10 protein-coding genes are annotated in these 18,602 nt (G+C 50.9%); all 10 read right to left on the bottom strand.

The genetic code is table 11. The features are described from left to right. Window positions 1-9 precede the first annotated feature (9 nt). The 10 genes from JI735_RS16955 to JI735_RS35870 all read right to left on the bottom strand — a co-directional run bounded on the left by JI735_RS16955 (window position 10) and on the right by JI735_RS35870 (window position 18,574). Entirely contained in the window at window positions 10-666 is a 657-nt protein-coding gene (locus JI735_RS16955; protein ID WP_039837483.1) for an HAD family hydrolase, read from the bottom strand. Beyond that, window positions 659-1,132, bottom strand: coding sequence for a phosphopantetheine-binding protein (locus JI735_RS16950; RefSeq protein WP_202676206.1), 474 nt, complete (start codon window positions 1,130-1,132; stop codon window positions 659-661). The genes JI735_RS16955 and JI735_RS16950 overlap by 8 nt, the downstream gene beginning before the upstream one ends. Window positions 1,133-1,164: 32 nt before the next feature. Beyond that, a complete protein-coding gene (locus JI735_RS16945) occupies window positions 1,165-9,063 on the bottom strand; it encodes a type I polyketide synthase (protein ID WP_202676205.1) in 7,899 nt (2,632 codons plus the stop codon). A gap of 149 nt (window positions 9,064-9,212) precedes the next feature. Continuing rightward, window positions 9,213-9,935, bottom strand: coding sequence for a thioesterase II family protein (locus tag JI735_RS16940; RefSeq protein WP_051052068.1), 723 nt, complete (start codon window positions 9,933-9,935; stop codon window positions 9,213-9,215). 299 nt (window positions 9,936-10,234) lie between these two features. After that, on the bottom strand, window positions 10,235-10,537 hold the full coding sequence (locus JI735_RS16935) for a phosphopantetheine-binding protein (RefSeq protein WP_039837471.1): 303 nt from the start codon (window positions 10,535-10,537) through the stop codon (window positions 10,235-10,237). Window positions 10,538-10,602: 65 nt separating this feature from the next. Beyond that, entirely contained in the window at window positions 10,603-11,631 is a 1,029-nt protein-coding gene (locus tag JI735_RS16930) for a hypothetical protein (RefSeq protein ID WP_039837469.1), read from the bottom strand. Between the two features lie 269 nt (window positions 11,632-11,900). Beyond that, window positions 11,901-12,773 carry an excinuclease ABC subunit UvrA gene (locus tag JI735_RS35880; protein ID WP_233475918.1) on the bottom strand — a complete coding sequence of 291 codons (873 nt, stop codon included), beginning with the start codon at window positions 12,771-12,773 and terminating at the stop codon, window positions 11,901-11,903. Then, on the bottom strand, window positions 12,712-14,325 hold the full coding sequence (locus JI735_RS16925; RefSeq protein WP_233475917.1) for an excinuclease ABC subunit UvrA: 1,614 nt from the start codon (window positions 14,323-14,325) through the stop codon (window positions 12,712-12,714). Before JI735_RS16925 ends, JI735_RS35880 begins: the two co-directional genes overlap by 62 nt. Further along, window positions 14,325-16,925 (bottom strand): condensation domain-containing protein, encoded by a 2,601-nt coding sequence (locus JI735_RS35875; RefSeq protein ID WP_233475916.1) that lies wholly within the window; start codon window positions 16,923-16,925, stop codon window positions 14,325-14,327. Before JI735_RS35875 ends, JI735_RS16925 begins: the two co-directional genes overlap by 1 nt. A 47-nt stretch (window positions 16,926-16,972) precedes the next feature. Beyond that, complete coding sequence (locus tag JI735_RS35870) at window positions 16,973-18,574, bottom strand: type I polyketide synthase (RefSeq protein WP_233475915.1); 1,602 nt, start codon at window positions 18,572-18,574, stop codon at window positions 16,973-16,975. Window positions 18,575-18,602 lie beyond the last annotated feature (28 nt).

The following is an 18,602-nucleotide window of genomic DNA, read 5'->3' as shown; positions in this document are numbered from 1 at the left end:
TCCCGCTGCTTATAATGAAACTTCGGTGTGCAGAAAAAGAGCCTGCAGCCCATGGCGCAGTTCCTCCACGTTATACGCGACATAACTGGGGGCTTCCTGCCGGAGAATTTCTACCGGATTATGTCCCCAGGCAACGGCTATGCTTCTCATCTTCGCCTCACGCGCACAAATGATATCGTTCTTGCCATCGCCCACAAAAACCGAATGCTCCACTGTCGTATGCAATTGATCGATCGTACACAGCAGGCTTTCCGGGTGCGGTTTGGGGTGGGTGACATCATCGGAGCAAACCACTGCATCAAAATAGCCGGCCAGTCCGTGTTCTTTCAGTGTTTGCAGAGTCCGGAGGCGGTCCTTCCCCGTGCAAAGGCCGCAGAGCCATCCCGCATCCTTGATGTACCGGAGCAGCTCCTCCATGCCGTCTATGATTTGAATCAGATGAATATTTTCTCTGGCAATCCTCCGGTAATGCTCTGTCATGTCAAGCGAAAGGCCCATCTTGGTAAAAATGTTGGGTATGGAATCCCCGCTGTGCCCAAGGAACTCCTCAAAAGAGGGGAGCGGACCATCGGAAACCAGCCGGAAGCTCTCAAAAAAGGCTTTACGCTGTACTTCCAGTGAATCAATAATTACTCCATCGAAGTCAAATACTACTGCGTTATTCATTATTCAGCTCCCCTTTTCTGCGGTTTCCCATCAGGCTTCTTCTCAGCTCTCCGCGCTGCTTGCTTTGGTTCAGGTAATCATTGTGATTATGCTTGTCTTTTAAGAACGAGGCCAACGAGCTGATGGTAGGATATTTAAAAAGATCCCCCATCTCAATGGTCAGCTTAAGCTCCTTCTCCAGATTGTTCTGGACCTGCATGAGCAGCAAGGAATGGCCGCCGATTTCAAAAAAGCCGTCATCTACCCCGATGTGCTGGATGCCCAGTACCTCTCCCCACAGCCTGGCCAGCATGTTCTCCATCTCGTTGCGGGGAGGCACATATTCATGCCGGAGGTCCTTGGGCGGAATGGCAGCCGGCACCGGCAAGGCCTTGCGGTCCACTTTATTCGGACCAGTCATGGGAAAGGACTTCAGCTCTATCCAATAACGGGGGATCAGATACGCAGGCAGCTGTTCCCGCAGCATGCGGATAATGTCCTTCTCTGCGGCCGGTTCCTTCAGAACGTAATAGGCGGCAATAGCCTGCTCCCCTCTTGATCCAACATCGCTGTGATAATACTCTGCTGAATAAAGGGGATGTGATCGAGCGTGCTTTCGATTTCGTTCAGATCAACTCTGTAGCCCCTGATCTTCAGTTGGGCATCGTTTCTCCCGTGGTATTCCAGACAGCCATTGGGCAGCAGCCGGCCATAATCTCCGCTCCGGTACAGCCTTTTCGCTCCGCTGTCCGGACCGGAAGCAAACACCTTCTCTGTGGCCCCGGCCTGATTCCAGTAACCAGGGGAGAGATATTCGCTTTGATAGACGAGCTGCCCGACCTCGAATATTCCGGCCTCCCTGCCATTCTCATCGACAATCTGTACATCAATGCCATCGACTGTGTACCCGGCCGGAAGCTTGGCATGATTCACTTCACTTTCCTTATCCAGCATGTAAAAGGAAATCACCATCAATTCCGAACACCCCAGAAAGTTAACAAACAAGCAGTGTTCGGCGCAGTTCTTCTTGTACAGCTCAAAATCCGCTCTGGTAACCACTTCTCCGCCCAATAAAATCATCCGAAGCGAGGCCAGCCTGACATCTCCGGGCAGATTCTTCATTAAAAACCGGAAGACGGATGGAACAGAGTGATAGATGGTAATCCCTTCGGAGTTCAACCAGCTGCTCAATCTCTGTATACTTGCGTCCAGTTTAAGATCGCATAAATGCAGCGTTGCCCCGTTCAGCAGGCTTGCCAATATATCCAGAATGCCGATGGCATGGCTGTAGGTTGTTAACAGGGCCATCCGGTCTTGATGATTGACAGCTAAGGAATGCGTAAACTGGGCAATGTAATAGGCGATGTTTCTGTACGATTGGACTACCCCCTTCGGTATCCCCGAGGAGCCTGATGTGTACAGGATAAAGGCCGTTTGATCACCATCCGGGTAAACAGAGGGATTCTCCGCAGAGATACCGTTCAATCCCTCCGCTGTATTGACAATCGTTACTTTTGTATTGAGTCTTTCCGCCAGTTCACGGGCAATGGACTCATTCTCAGAATCAGTGAGGATGAGGGTTGCCTGCGCATCATTGACCATATAAATCAGGCGCTGCACCGGAGCGCTGCGGTCCAGCGGCACAAAAGGAATTCCTGCTTTTATTGCCCCTGCCAGCGCTGCAACCATTTCAATTGTATTCCCGAACAGTAAGGCTACCGGGCGCTCTACACTTTCCTGTCCTTTCAGCTCCCGTATACGGCGGGCGATCCGGTTGGCTTGTTCGTTAAGCTGGCGGTAATTCAATGATTCTTCACGGGATTTGACAGCAGGATGGGCCGGATATGCAGCAACCTGCTTTTCGAACCGCTGTACCAGATTCTCTGCCGGATCATTGTAATGGAAGGCTTGGAATCGGACAGGTGGTGAAACATTGCCTCCCGCTGGCGGGATGTCTTTCTGCCTGAATACCGGCAGCTCCCCTATTGTCCTGCCGGCCTGCTCTGGAATGGCCTCAATCAATCTGCGATATTCCTCAAAGATGTACTGCACGGTTTCCCGCTTGAACAAATCCGTCCGATAGAAGCACTCCACGTAAATTCCGGAAGGAACTTCATATAAATGAATATTCAGATCCGCTTTCGTCGTTTTGGGTGTCAAGGGATACGGCGACAGCTTCATGTCATGCAGATAACTTGCTTCCGTCTCCGTCTGATTTCTCATGCTCTGATAATTGAATATCGTGTCATAGAGAAAGGTCCGGCCCGGGTCCCGTTTATAGTCCAGCTGGTCCACAATCATTTCAATCTGAAAATCCTGATTTTCCAAGGCTTCCAGCAGGCTTGCCCGTACTTCCTGTAAAAAGGCGAGGAACGGCTTGTCCCTCTCCGGTTGATTCCGCAGCACCAGCGAATTCACAAACATGCCTACCATTTCTTGTACGTCTTCGTGATTGCGCCCGGCCTGTGGAATGCCTATCAGAATATCGGATTCTCCACTGAGCCGTGCGAGCAATGCATAATACGCAGCCAGCATGGTCATAAACCAGGTCACCTGCTGCTCCTGGGAAAACTTTTTGATGCGCTCACTGGACGGGCGGCCAAGCTCCAACGTGATCCTGTCGCCTTGAAAGCTCAGTGCAGCCGGACGCGGATAGTCTGTCGGCAGTGTCAAGACAGGCAGCGGCCCCGCCAGCTTTTCCAGCCAGTAGGCCTCTTTGCTCCGATAAGCTTCGGAAGTAATGAATCCTTGCTGCCACTCGGCATAATCCTTATATTGAATGGCTAATGGCGGCAGCATTTTCCCCATATACAGATCAGCAAAATCTTTGACCAGCAGATTGACCGACGTGCCGTCTGCAATGATATGGTGCATATCGACGACGAGGATGCTTTGCTGCTCCCCGGCTTGGAGTAAGCCGACGCGGATGAGCGGTGCCCGGGCAAGGTCAAACGGCTGAATAAACCTTTCCACAGCTTCTTCAACCCCATGCAATTTCACCACCGTCCGGATCAGCTTAAAGTCAACATGAGGGTGGATGATTTGAACGATCCCGCCGTCTTCAGCCCGGAAGGAAGTCCGCAAGCTTTCATGACGGTTGATAATTTGGGCAAAAATCTCCTCAATTTGCCCGGCATTGATGTTCCCTTCCAGCAAGACGGAAGTGGATTCATTGTATCCCACCGTATCCGGCATAAGTCCCTGCAGGAAAAAGATCCGTTTTTGCGCCAATGAGGCCGGGTAGCGGCTTTTGGGGTTCACTGGAGCAATCTGCCGTTCATTGGCGCGGCTGGCGTTCCGGATGAACCGGGCAACACTCTTAACCGTTTTATTCTGAAAAAAGTCTGTCAGGGTCAGGCTGCAGTCAAATTGCTTTCTGATGCTGGATATCACATGAATGGCTTTGAGCGAATCTCCGCTCAATTCAAAAAAATCATCCTCGATGCCGATGGGCTGAAATCCAAGATGATTTTCATAGATCGCACACAATTTTTTCTCGGTATCCGTTCCGGCAGGAACATAAGCCACCGGCAGCTCGGGCCGTTTCCCCTGGGACTTTCGGGTCGCCGGCTCTGGGTTCTTGCCCGGCTGACCGGTACTCTTATCCCCGCGCAGCCGTGTTTCCAGCGGTGCCGCAGATACGATGATCGTGGCAGCTTCCGCCGCAAGCGCCCGGCCGAATATGTCCCGCCCTTGCTCCGGCAGGATTCCTGTTACGGCAGCTGCATTCCCGGCCGGGGACGGGGCCAGCAAATGATCTATATCGATGGCAGCATGCTGCGGCTTCCCGTGATTGGTGCTGATCCGGCTCGTCAGCGCATCGGATACGGCTACCATGGTGTAATTCCTGATATCCATAATGACGCTGCCTTGTTCATCCATGATCTGAATATCAAAGCTGGCCAGTTCCTCTTGAGGCAAGGAGCTGTCAAGGTACTTGCTGTAGCTGTATACCCGGCTCGTCAACGCCCCATAGACGGCAAGAGATTCATAGGACAACGGAATATACAGATTGGTCTGGTTAATGAAGCCTAGTAAAAAGCTTGTTGCGGAATCCAGCAGTCCGGGATGCAGATGATAGTCTTCCAGATCACCCTGATACTCCTCCGGTAGCTCAATGATAGCCAGGCCTTCCTGGTTTCCAGCCATGACCTGGCGAATATTGCGCCATCTTTTTCCAAAGCTCAGATGGCCCCCATGCTTGTGATTATCAGCTTCTGTAAACATAACGTTCTGCTGGACACAGCGCGCCTTCAACCGTTCAAGGTCTACGGTGTTGCCCTGCGGCTCAACGGAACCAATTCTCCCCGTAACATGCGGCACCCATGAAGCTTCTTCCGGAAGACGGCCATACAGTGTAAACTCATTCTGCTTAGTGAGGATAAGCACGATTTCCTTCTCTTCTTCCGCTTGAACCAGGATGGGCGTGTGGAACTGTATATTGTGTAGAAGGAAAGGCTTCTTCAGCCTGGTGCTTTCAACAGCCTCCCGAACCATTTCCAGTACAGCAGTACCTGATAATACGCCGTATTCCTCCGTGCGGTGATCCTGCAGCACCCAATGCTTACGCAGGCTCAGCTTCGAGTGGAAGATGTCCCTCTCTCTCAAATGAAGGCAGGAATCGAACAACGGATGGGCAAGTTCTTTCCGGGGAGCCGGAGCTGTCCCTGCATTTACCGCCATCCCGACATCCTTCCACACATCCCATTTGATGCTGGTTATCCGGTGTTTGCCAAAGCGGTTCCAATATTCTGCGTATGCATCAACAAAAGCATTGGCTGCATTATAATCGGACTGACCAATAATCGGAAACAGTGTGCTGACCGAAGAGCATACCGCAAAGAAATCCAATGGATGATCCTGAAGGATCTGATTCAAATGCATGCAGCCCAGCGCTTTGGTCAGGATGACCGGGTCTGCGGTCTCCTTACTCTGCTGCTGAATAAAGCCGCCGCCAGGAAGCCCTGCGGCATGGATGACGCCTTGGATGCGCCCAATCTCCTGCTCGACCTGCTGAATGGTATCGGCAAGACGATTGAAGTCAGAAACATCTGATTGATATACGTATACCTGTGTTCCCCTTTGTTCCATTGCCTGAATTCTTCTGATTTTTTCCGAGACAGGATCATGTTTGGCCTGTTCACGAAGCCAGCTTTCCCACTGGCTTCGCGCCGGAAACGCTGAACGGACAAGGAGGACGAGGCTGGCATTGCAATTGCGGGATAGATATTCGGCCAGTTCCATTCCGATGCCGCCGCTTCCCCCTGTGATCAAATAAACCCCTTGGTCGGAAAGCACAGGCATGGTGTCCGGGCCCGGTTCAAGAGGTTCGTACATGGGCAGCCATTTGGAATTTCCGCGTATAGCGACAATCTCGTCCCGGCTGCTCTCCGCTTCCCGGAAAAGGATGTCGGCGGCTGCGGACAAGCGGAGCTGTTCTTGATCCGCAATCTCAATGAGCTGGCATTGCAGGCCCGGAAACTCCAGGGGAATTCCGCGAATAAGTCCCAGAAGTGTCGCATTCCACGGGTTTATTTCTTCATTGCCCAGCACATCAAAAAGATGATTCGTGACCACATTCAGTTGAAGCATTCCGTTAGCATTGCACTCATCTATAGCTTGAATGAGAGACAATAATCCATAATAAGTTTCTTGCAGCATAAGATCTTCCTGGCCGTGATCCCATGACTCCATGCCCTGATCGTTTAGCGCAAAATAGAGGATATTCTGGGGGAACGCCTTTGTTTGCTTTTGATACGCTTGAATCATTTGGCTGTAGGCGTGTTTACTGCTGTTCTCCAGTTGGATTGTGGCGCCGCCAGCCGTAACAGGGCTGCAGGCTTTTGCCACAAAAACCGGATGGTCAAAGTAACGGCTGCATATTTCGATGGTGCGCTCATCCAAGGCGACATCGTGAACAATAATCGCTGAGGGCTTGATCCCCTTCCTGCTTTTCACGCTGGAAAGCGCCGCTTTCTTCCAGGTGGCCGTATAGCAGCAATCCGCCGCAGATTTCTGTTGGCCGGTCTGTCCTTTTACCTGCTGCAGCAAGGAATGTCCCAGCTGTGCCGGGTCTTCGTCAAGGAAATAGCGGTTTCGCTCAAACGGATAGGCGGGCAGCGGAATCCGGCCCTTATTTCCTGCCTTCTCAAGAGCTTCCCAGCGAATGCCCAGCCCTGCGCTCCATAGTCTCCCTATCCATTGCTGAAAACACCCGTCCGCACTAATACCGTCCGCACCTGGATTGAAGGAAATCAGCTTAGAGCGGGGTTCATCTATTGCTTTCATTAGCTCGTGTACTTCTGTTCCTATATAAGCAACAAGGGTTTTGGGGGTGTTCACGAGGTTCACCATCCCCGTCGTTAACGAAAAAGAATAGTTCCGGACGTTACTCCAAAAATCCGGTTCCTTCAGCTCTTCCAGCGATAGCTTGCCGCCGCTTGCCGCCGAAAACATCGGGACACGGGGGTTATGGATCGGATGAGCTGTGACGGCTGTGCTCTCTCTGTCCATGCATGCAGTGAACGAGTGTTGAAGTGCCAAAGCCTCTGTCACAGCGGCAGCTGCAAGGCTGCCCCGCTTGATGCCAAGCAGCCCCAAAGGTTTATGGTTACATTGCAGCATGATGCTTACCACAGCATAGACGAATAGAAAATGAATAGCCTCACGCTGCAGCTGATTTTTTTCACCCTGGAGAAAAAGTGTGCGGAAGTCTATCCCGCTGTGAGCTCCCAATTTGCCCATAGCTGTGTCTGCCGCCTGGCGGAACACCGGATGGCTCTCATATAAAGAGACCGCCTGTTGAACAGCCTGGATATTACCATCGATATCCGGCAAGACGTAAAGAACAGCGCATTCGCTTTTGTCTACTGACTGGACGGTAACGTTCTTGTCCTCAAGCTTGCTTGCCAGTTCCTGAAGACTGCCCGCAACAATATAAGCACGGTTTGGCATAGCCCTTCTCCCTGTTTGCAGCGTATAGGCGGCATCGGACAGACTCAGCTGGGGACAGCTTTTCAAGTGCTGCTTGAAGCGGCTGATTTGCTCCTGCACGGCGGTTGGGGTCTTGGCAGAGAATACAAACAACCGGGGAGCCTTCTCCTCAGTTGCTGGTTCTAATGACGGAGGCTCTTCAAGAATGACATGGGCATTGGTCCCGCCGATGCCAAAAGAGCTTACGGCGGCCCGGAGCGCCGTGCCTGCGGTTGTCCAATCGGCCAATGCATTATTTACATAAAAGGGGGTATCCTCAAACTCAATTTTGGGATTCGGGTTGTTGAAGTTAATCGTGGGAGGAATCTGCCTGTGCTCAATCGACAGAATCGTTTTGATCAATCCTGCAATCCCTGCCGCTTCATTCAGATGGCCGATATTCGACTTTACAGAGCCGATGGCGCAATATGCTTTATGGCCAGTGCCATAAGCCCGTTTCAGTGCTTCGATCTCGATGGAATCCCCTATCTTCGTGCCCGTGCCGTGGGCTTCCACCATAGTAATCGATTCGGCCTCCACTTCAGCCATTTGGAGTGCCGCTTCAATCACTTCTCTTTGTCCGTTGATGCTCGGCGCGGAGAACCCCGCTTTCCGGTTGCCGTCGTTATTGACGGCCGATCCTTTAATCACGGCGTAAATATGATCGCGGTCCTGAATGGCATCCTGCAGGGTTTTCAGGACGACGACCCCTGCTCCATCGCTGATAAGCGTTCCCTGTGAAGCGGCATCAAAGGTGCGGCAATGGCCGTCCGCTGAATAGATGAGATCCTCGACGTAGTAATACCCCTTCTTGGAAGGGAGCGACAGGTGCACACCGCCCGCCAATGCGATGTTGCATTCACCGTTCAGCAAAGCCTGGCTCGCCAGATGGACAGCAACCAGCGATGTGGAGCACGCCGACAGAACGGTCACGCTTGGCCCCCTCAGTCTTAATTTATAGGAGACCGACGTACATAAATATTCACGGAAGCTCATGTTAAACGTAGGGTGCTCGTCAGCCAGAAGCTGGCGAAGCTGCCAGTTGGCATTTTCGGTGCTGCCCGCGTACAGCCCGATTTGCCCCTTGTATGTATCGGGATTATACCCGGCATTGTCTAAAGCATTCATCACACATTCATGAAAGATTCTGACTTGAGGGTCCAGTACCGTCGCTTCAAACGGCGTATAGTCAAAAAAGGAGGCATCAAAATATTCAATGTCTTCCAGAATGCCTCTTGCCTTCACATAATTCGGATCATTGCATAGAGCCGGGTCGATGCCGGATTGAATCATTTCCTCATCGGAAAAAAATTGAATCCCTTCGACTCCGTGCTTGAGGTTATTCCAAAATTGCCCGGCGTCAGCAGCTTGCGGAAATTTACAATCCAGGCCGATGACAGCAATTTCCAATCCGGTATACATTTGCCCACTGTTTTGATAACTCATAGTAACCCCCAGTTCCTTTCCTATAACTCTGCGGAAGAGGTGCCTCCAAGGCCTTAGAGCTAACCCGTATCCTTCGTTAGCACTGTCAGCAGCACAGCATAAATAACCCTTCACCATATACAGGCGAGGGTTATTTATGCTGGCACATTCTATGCAATTAGTGTTCTGTTAATGAGGTCGATGACCTTCTTCTCTTCCTCGTTGATGAAGAAGTGCCCGCCCTGAAACGTAACGATCGAGCAGGATTGGGTCGTGTACTCTTTCCACTGCCGGATATCACCTATGCTTGTGATCTCATCCTCATCGCCGACAAGAACAGTTATATCCATATCCCATTTCTCTTGGGGGGCTTCAGTGATATAGCTCTCTACATTCTTGTAGTCAGACCTTAGGACCGGTGTGAAAATTTCCATCAGTTCTTTGTTCTCCGAAACCTGCTTCGGAGTTCCGCCAAGCCTGATGACTTCCTGCCAGAATTCATCATCCGGCAAATGATGTATCTTCTTCTTATCTTGAATATGGGGCGGGTGCATGCCGGACAGAAAAAGATGCTGCGGTTTTTCCCAGCCGTTGGCCTGGATTTGTTTCATCAGTTCACATATATATAACGTCCCCATGCTGTGTCCAAATAAGGAATAGCCCTTGTCGCCTATTTGATCCATAATCGCAGTCGAGATATCCATCACCCCGTCATGCAGCGAAGGATAAAATGGTTCTACAAACCTTCTTCCCCTCCCGGCCAGCTCTACGGGTATCAGCTCAATTCTTGAGTCCAGCTCTCGTTTCCACTTTGTAAATACGGTAGCAGAACCACCTGCGTACGGCAAACAAAACAACTTCATCCCATCCAAAGAACCGTTGCTCGTACCCACTGCGTATTCTCCTTTTTAGACAACGTCTTCAGAGGCATAGCTTCGCCATTTCGTGTATCATGCATCATACACTACTACTCTACCATTTATGGCCCCTGCGTCATTCTAAAGTGCCTAAGCTTCAATAGAACAGTCTGGTTATTTTTGTGAGAATAAAGCAAAAACCTCCCCTATAACTCTACTGTTGTCAGGACAGGTTTTACTACTATGAGTATCTTTATCTATCCAAAAAATTGTCGACTTGGAACCCTTAACCAACATATTATCGTACGCCTATACCCTTGTCAAGAAATTGCAGGTCACGACGCTTTATTCACTTCCCGCTCAATATAAGCAACCAGATCTTGCAGTGAATGGAATAATTGAATGTCCAGCATGTCATCCTCAAATTGAATCTGAAACGCATTTTCGATCTCAACCACTAACCGGATGAACCCCAGTGAGTTAATTCCTGCCTCCTGCAGGCTGATTTGCTCCCTGGAAAAATCAATTCCGTTGGTCTGCACAGCTGCATCGCCAGCAGTATCGCCAGCTGCCACCACTTGCATCTGTTTGAGATAAATTTGCACCAATTGGGCTTCAATCTCGTTTTTGGTTATCACGCTTAGAATCACTCCCCTTTTGGATTTTATCTACAGCCTTTGAGCGGGATGGATCATGACATGGCTTAGAAGGAATACACTTTGTTTTGAGACAGGTGATCCAATTGCTTTTCCATAAACAGCTTTTCCTTGGCCGCTATTTCTTCCAGATACCCCATGATTCTGACAAGCGATTGCGGAGTGTTGTGCAAATAATATTTCAGCATCAAGTTTCGCGCGTTTAAGGCCAGCCGTTCCAATTCCATGGCAGAAGCAAGCACATCATCAGAAGAAATAAGCGGCTGTGTAAGCCCTTGCATGTATCTGATGCGGGCTGTCATCAAGCTCTTATGCTCCCACAAGCTGTGAATATGCCTGACGTCGAAGCCGGTTTGCCCATTCAGCAGTTGCTCGAAATATTGCAGCAGAGAGGCATAGGTCTTCAACCCGTAATCACAATGATTCCAAGGGGAGGCAACCATCCGGAATCGGGCCGATGTATTTCTGGAGAGCAGGTAATCTTCAAGGGTTTCCTGAACCAGGGCCAGATCAAAATCATAATGTCCTGATTCATTCCATTTATACAGAAAGATCCGGTCGCACACCGCCTGATGATCGATAACATCAATGTTGTGATACGCCTGCTCAAAGTCGGTAAACCGTACGCTGGTGGAAGCAAAGGTATGCTTATCGGTAAAGCCCATAAGCTGAAAGGTCTGTTCCTGCATATCATAGCCGTGGACCAATACATCATGGGAAAGATGGCTTTTGCGGTAAACTTCCCGGTCCGGGATAAAAAACTCGTCTACGTTCAGATTACAATACATGCCTTCATCGAGACAGTCCCGGATAAATTCAACAATATTCCGCTTAATGATGCCCATTGTGCCTCTTTGCAGGCGTTCGACATGCAGCCATGGATTTAAGGTATGGTCGTGAATGTAAAAAGTAAAGGGGATGGGCGGATCAGGTCTTTTATCATAACACACTTGTATATAGTTGCTGTAGAACCAAGGCAGACTTTTGTCGTGTGCAAGCACGATGCTAAGCGGAAAAGCAAAAAACTGGTATCCCCAAATAGGCGGCTGTACCACCGGTAAAAGCACTTTCTTCATTCATACTTCCCCTTTCAGTTTCGAATGAGAATGGTAAGCTTTGGGAGCTATATAAGTTGAACTATAGTTTTATATTGTGGGGTATGGTCGTAACTACGGGGAATGTTTGGACTTCCAGCCGCTGTTGTCCCCAGATTTCTTTGATTGAACCGCCTTTCGCGGTTGAAATCCGGTGACAAAGGCGGACGCTACCGCTCTTCCAGTTCCAAACTTCCCCTCCGCACTCTACCCTTTTATGAATTTTTTAAGTTCATCTTATATAGTTGGGGCTATTCCAAAAATGGGCCGATCATCGAGCCGGCATTGGCTCTCACTTCTTCAGGTGTTCCGGTGGCAACAATCTCCCCTCCCTTGTGTCCTGCGCCCGGCCCTAACTCGATGAGATAATCACAATAGGAAAGAACATACGGGTCATGTTCGATGAGAATGACGGAATGCTTGCCGGCTACCAGTTTGCTTAATATCATCAGCAATTTTTCGGCATCGTAGTAGCTGAGCCCGACAGTAGGTTCATCCAAGATATACAGATAGTTGGCTTTTCCGCTTTTCCCGAGCTCTCTGGCAAGCTTTAAGCGCTGCACTTCTCCTCCGCTCAGTGTTGTGAGACTTTGACCCAAATGAATGTAACCCATGCCCATCTCTTCAATCGCAGTGAGCAGGCTGCTGATCTTGGGCTGGTCCTGAAAAAATGCCTGAGCTTCCGTAACAGACATCGCAAGGATATCAGCAATACTGCGCTGCTTATACTTCACCCGCAGCACCTCATCCTTAAAGCGTTTGCCTTGGCAGGACGGGCATTCCTCGCTAAACACAAGCTGGCTCAGCCATCTCTTGATGTGCCCGTACCCATTGCACATTGGGCATGAGCCCATGGAGTTAAAGGAAAAATGCCCTTTCGTAAATTGCTGTGCCGCCGCCTCTTCCTGGGTGGAGAAAATATGGCGGACCGGCTCCCAGACCCCCAGAAAGGTAGCCACAATCGAATTCTCATGCCTCCGGGCCAACTGCTGGGTGACGACAACAAATCCGTCTATATTCCCGGCGCCTTCCAGCTCCGCCTCTGCGCTGGCCTGAACGGTGTCATTTTCGGTCTCGTTTTCGGCTTCGTCCGCCCGCTTGTTTCCCGGTGCACGCGCCTTCAATGCGGCCTGCAGCTTCAGGGATCAATGTATCGATCATCAAGGAGCTTTTTCCGCTGCCGGACAAACCGCATATTCCTACGATAGACTGCAGCGGGATATCCACGTTAATATTCTTCAGGTTATTGGTTTGGGCATTCCTGATGGAAAGCCTGGGCGTGGTGGCATCCGCTGCAACCGCATATTCTTTGGGCGGCATCGGTTTATGAAGCAAATACTTGGCTGTTATGGATTCAGCGGAATCAATAAAGCGGGCATAGTCCCCTTGATAGACGATAGTTCCGCCCTGCTCACCCGCTTTGGGACCAAAATCAATGATATATTCAGCCTGCCGGATCACACTTTCGTCATGCTCTACGACAATTACCGTATTTCCTTGCTCCTTCAAGCTTTGAAAGCTTTCGATAATTTTGGCCTTCTCCACTTCGTGCAGGCCGGCCGTCGGTTCATCAAAGATATAAATAATCGAATCCACTTTGGCTGAAAGATGGGACATAATATGCAATCTCTGAATTTCCCCGCCGCTAAGTGACGGAATTTCCCGGTACAGATTAAGGTAAGATAATCCAACGGTCTCCATACAGGCCAGCTTGCTGAGAATCTCCTTGATCAAATGCATCACAAAAGCAGTATGCGGCCTTACGTCCAGATAATGCTGAAAAAACGCTGTAAGCCCGAGCACATCCATCCGGCAAAGCTGGCCAATATGCTTATTCTCCAACGTGACGGATAGCGCTTTTTCCCCGATCCGGTACCCGTGGCATCTCGTACACGGCCGGGTAATGTGGAGATCAGGAAACTGCTGCAGATTCACTTTTTTCAGCTTCTCCTCAATAACTACATTCACGCCATAAAAGATAAGGTTCCCTTTGCTTTGCGTCCGTTTGGGCCGGTAATGCATAAAAACGTCCCTGACCTCTTCAGATAATTCAGAAACCGGCGTCTCCGGCGCGAGATTATAAGATTGGATAAAGTTAGCAAACCTTTTCGTGACATATTCCTTTTCTTCTTTTTTGTGCTGCGGAAATTCATAGGCGAACTGATGCCATACTTCGATCGATTCGCTGTCAGGGGGCAGAATCTTCGCAATATTCACCTCAGTGATCGTTCCTCTGCCGCTGCAGGCCGGGCAGGACCCATGAGGGGAGTTGAACATAAACATCCCGGGGACATAACCCCGCAAGGAAGCCTCTGTCTGCTCACTCCCCTTCTCTGCCCCTTCGTTCACATAGATCAGCGCCATCAGGTTCAGGAGCCGGGTGGCTGTCCCTACAACCGACCTTGGGTTCAGGTTGCTCACGGTTCTCTGCTGCACGGCAATCGTCGGACTAAGCCCCTGAATCATATCAAACGAGTCATAGTGCAGGACGTCATGGGAAATGCCCAAGGCCTCCAGATACAGCCGCTGCCCTTCATGATGGAGCGTATCAAAGATAAAGCTGGATTTCCCCGATCCGCTTATGCCCGTTACGACAATAAGCTGTTGCTTCGGAATCTTCGTTGTGATGTTTTTGAGATTATGCAATTTGGCATTATAGACCTCAATATGTTTCATTACAAATGTCCTTTCTGCTCTCCCTCTGGATGGACTAACTCCCCAAGTGTTGACACACGGGGAATCTTGGCTAGCTGCTGCCGGATATCCAGCAGCAGGTTAGCGATATGGTCATGATCATACACGCTGCGGTTGTATTCGATCCGGAGCGTAAACCGCTCTTCACCCGGATTGACAAACAGACGCAGGGGAAGCTGCAATTGGCCGATGCTCTCTGCTTGAAGCAGGTTCTGCCCGCTTCCGCTCTCTGTCTGGTTCACGTGATACGGAAAATTGGTGTAGACCAGACTCCGTGTGTTGGCCACCCTCTGTAAATAGTTGACGGGAAGCCCGGACCACTGGCTTATCTGCTGTAACGTAACATGCTCGTGGCGTCTGAGCTTCAGTAATTTTTTTTGCAGCGCCTGAAACCAGTCCAGGACACGCTCCGCAGGAGCGTATGTCAAGCGGACAGGCAGGCTGTTCGTAAACAATCCCACCATGGTATCCATATGCTCCACCTCCGGGACTCTTCCGGAAGTAATCATTCCGAGCATGAGGTCCTGCTTCTTGAGCAACCGGGCAAGCACCAGACCCCACACGCCGAGAAACAGCGTATTCATCGTGATCTGTCCTTTCCGGGCATAATCTCTTGCCGCCTGCAGATCACCGGGAGGAATATCCGCACTCTGAAAAGCGCCTTCGTAGTTCAGAGAGGAATTGTCGTTCGCTAACTCCGGCTGCGTTTCCATACTGAAATCCTTCATTTCTTCTGTCCAGCACTGCTTCGCTTCCCCGATATCCTTTGTTTTTTGCCATTGCATATAGGTTAGATAAGGAGTAGCTGCAGTTTCGGGCAGAAGCCTCCGGGATTCGCTCTGCTCATAGCTGTCCCATACTTCCCGTAAAATAATATTCATGCTCCAGCCGTCAAACAAAGAGTTCTGGTAGGACCAGACAAATTGGTAGCAGGCCTCCCCGAGCTTCATAAGATGGAAACGCATTTGCGGAACCTCATCCACTTTAAAGCTTCTTTTGCTTTCAAGGGAAAGGAACTCCTCCAGTGCGAGCTGCTGCCCTTCTTGGGAGAGCCCGGTCCAATCCAGCTCGTGGATGGTGATTTCAGCCTTTTTTTTGACAAACTGAACCGGATTAGAAATTCTTCTCCAGACAAAGCCTGTCCGCAGCAGGGTGTGACGGTTCACCACTTCGTTCCAGGCGGACTGAAAACGGCCGCGGTGCAGCTCTTCGAAAATCTGAAACGAAAGCAGGTTCACCGTGCCTAAACGGGCGTTGATGATATTGTGGTTCAACACCAGAAGCTGCATAAATGACAGCGGATACACACTTTCGACTTCTTCGGCAGATAAGACCTCCGCCAACAGGCTCTGATCGGAGGTACTGACATCAAAATAATGAATGCCCGCCCGTTGTTCCGGCACAGGCTTTTCTTCTTGCAGGGAAGCCATCGGTTGCTCCAGGATTTTATCCGATAATTGCTCTATCGTCGGGTATTCAAAGAGCAGATCTGAAGCAAACACAATGTCAAAATCCTTCGCACGCGAGGCAAACTGGATAGCCGTTACAGAATCGCCCCCAATTTCGAAAAAGTCGTCCTGACTGCTGACCGGTTGTGTTCCTAATAATTCCCCCAGGATGCTGCACAGTCTGGAAACGATATACGCTTTACGCTTCTCGGGTACATCCGGGAAGGAGACGGCAGAATTGGGGGTGAAGCTGGCAAGCAGCTCCTGAACTTGCTGCAGCTGAGACGAATCCAGCGTATAGCCCGTGCTGCCAATCTGAACGAAATGGTCTCCCCGGTTCATTACCATTGCTGGCTCTTCGTGAAGTTCACCTGCCTCAAGGCTGCCCTGTTCACCAGCAGCAGCTCTGTCAATCCAGTAAGTCTCTCTATCAAAAGCATAGGCAGGCAGCGGAATTTTTCTTGCCTGCCCGCCGGATTGAACGTTCTTCCAGCAGACCTCAACGTTCTCCAGCCACAGCCTTCCCAGCGAGCCTTGAAGGACCATGTGAACCGATTCGTTGTCTGCTTCCCCGGGCAGGGAATCCAGCAATAGAGCGGTTTGATTTTTTTCTTGGATGGTCAGGTCCAGCCTATCCGGACGATGGTGTCCCGGACCGATTTTGATAAATACCGGATTTTGGAGTGCGGCAAGCTCTGACACGCAAGCCAGCAGATTGCTCGACTGGTTCAAGGCCTGTTTCCAATAGGCCAGGGAGGTTGCCTGCCCTTCTTCCAACCAGGTCTGCGATATATTGGACAGAACCGGGATGGCTGGTTGTCCCAGCACCATGCCTTCCGGAACCTCCCCTTGGAGGAACAATAATTTCAAGGCATCCTCACGTGCAAAAACATTCGCCAGGCAAGCGCCGACATATTCACCGATCCAGTCCCCGGCCACCGCTTGCGGGAAAACGCCCCAGTGCTGCCATAGCTGTGCCAGGGAATAACCAAATATGAAAGACAGAAGCAGTCCATAGGGCTCCTGGCTGGAGGCGAACTCCGCTTGTCCTTGAACGTTATCAGCTTCAGGAGATATCCGCTTTGTGAGATCAAGCTGAAACATCCGTTCCACCATATGAAAACTTTCGTCCATTGTTTTTCGGAAGAAAGGCTCTTGCCTGTACAATTCCCGAACCATGATTACGGGGGCGCCTGTTCCAAAGAGATCAAGAAAACAACGGATTTCTCCTGCTTAACCGCCCGCTGGTCCGGGCAGATGATCCGCTGCTCTCCATGGTTGCCGCAAAGAAGAAAGCCCCGGTAGTCAAAATGCTCCCTTCCCGTCTGAAGGGTATAAGACACCCGTGCCGGATCGGCCTCCGGATTGGCTTTGAGGTATGCCAGCAGATTGTCAAGATTGCGCTGCCGGGCCTGCTCCGTTTTTCCCGAGAACGGCAGCAGATAACTCGCCTGTCTGCCTGGTTCCGGACGGAGGTCCGGGGCTTGTTCGACAATGACATGGGCATTGGTGCCTCCGATGCCAAAAGAACTGACACCCGCCACCCTTTTCTGTCCACCCGCGGCCCAGGTCACCGGACTCTGATTCAGCCGGAACGGGCTGTCCTCCAACTCCAGCTGCTGATTCGGGCTTCGGAGGTGCAGGAGCGGCGGGATGAGATTCTGCTGGATGACCAGAACCGTTTTGATCAGGCCGGCGATGCCTGAGGCGGTGTTCAAATGCCCGATGCTGGACTTGACGGAACCAATGTAACACGCCTTTTCCTGAGCCCGGCTTTTGAACACTTCCTTAAGGGCCGCAATCTCTACCTGATCGCCCAATTTGGTTCCGGTGCCGTGCGCCTCGATATATCCTATATCATGCGGCGTCACTCCGGCCACTTCCATAGCCTCCGAAATCACTTGTACCTGTCCGTCAAATCCCGGTGCCGTAAACCCGATCTTGCCTGCCCCGTCATTGCCGATGGCTGACCCGCTAATCACGGCATAGATATAATCCTTGTCCGCAATGGCTTCCTCCAGCCTTTTGAGTACAATCACACCAACCCCGTCGCCGAACACGGTTCCTTCCGCTTTTTCATCGAAGCAGCGGCAGTGTCCATCCGGCGATTCGATGCCGCCCGCTTTATAGAGGTATCCGCTCTTTTCTAAAAATTGAATGGAAACGCCCCCGGCCAGCGCCATATCACACTCGCCATTCAACAAGCTTTGGCATGCGATATGCACACTCACGAGGGAGGAAGAGCAAGCGGTCTGTACGGCAAAACTGGGACCGGTCGCATTCAGTTTGTAAGAAACCCGGGTTGTGAGGAAGTCCTTATCATTGGCTACCTCGATTTGCCGGTGGTCCAGGATCTGCAGCAGCTCAGGATGGCTCATAATATGGGTGATATATTTATTTGCACCAACCCCTGCGAATACGCCAACCGCCCCGTCGTATTGGGACAGGCTATGCCCGGCATCCTCGATTGCCGTCCAAGCGCATTCCAGAAACAGCCGCTGCTGCGGGTCCATGATTTCCGCTTCTCTTGGGGTGTATTGAAAAAAGGCGGCATCAAACCGCCCGATGTCTTGTAAACGGCCGGAAGCCGGTACATATTCGGGTTTCTCAAGCAGGGCCGGATTCACTCCCGCCTGCCGCAATTCCTCTTTCGAGAAGAATTGAATCCCTTCCGCACCTTGAACCAGGTTATGCCAGAATTCCCCGATATCCCCCGCTTGCGGGAACCTTCCAGCCATTCCGATGACAGCAATCTTTGAGTTAAGACTAAGATCATTTTCCATGGTCATGTTCCTTTCACAGGAGCGGAGG

Source organism: Paenibacillus sonchi, from assembly GCF_016772475.1.
In the GTDB taxonomy this organism is placed as follows: domain Bacteria; phylum Bacillota; class Bacilli; order Paenibacillales; family Paenibacillaceae; genus Paenibacillus_AQ; species Paenibacillus_AQ sonchi.
The sequence above is the reverse complement of the archived record's forward strand: the minus strand, read 5'-3'. Positions and strand labels throughout refer to the sequence as shown.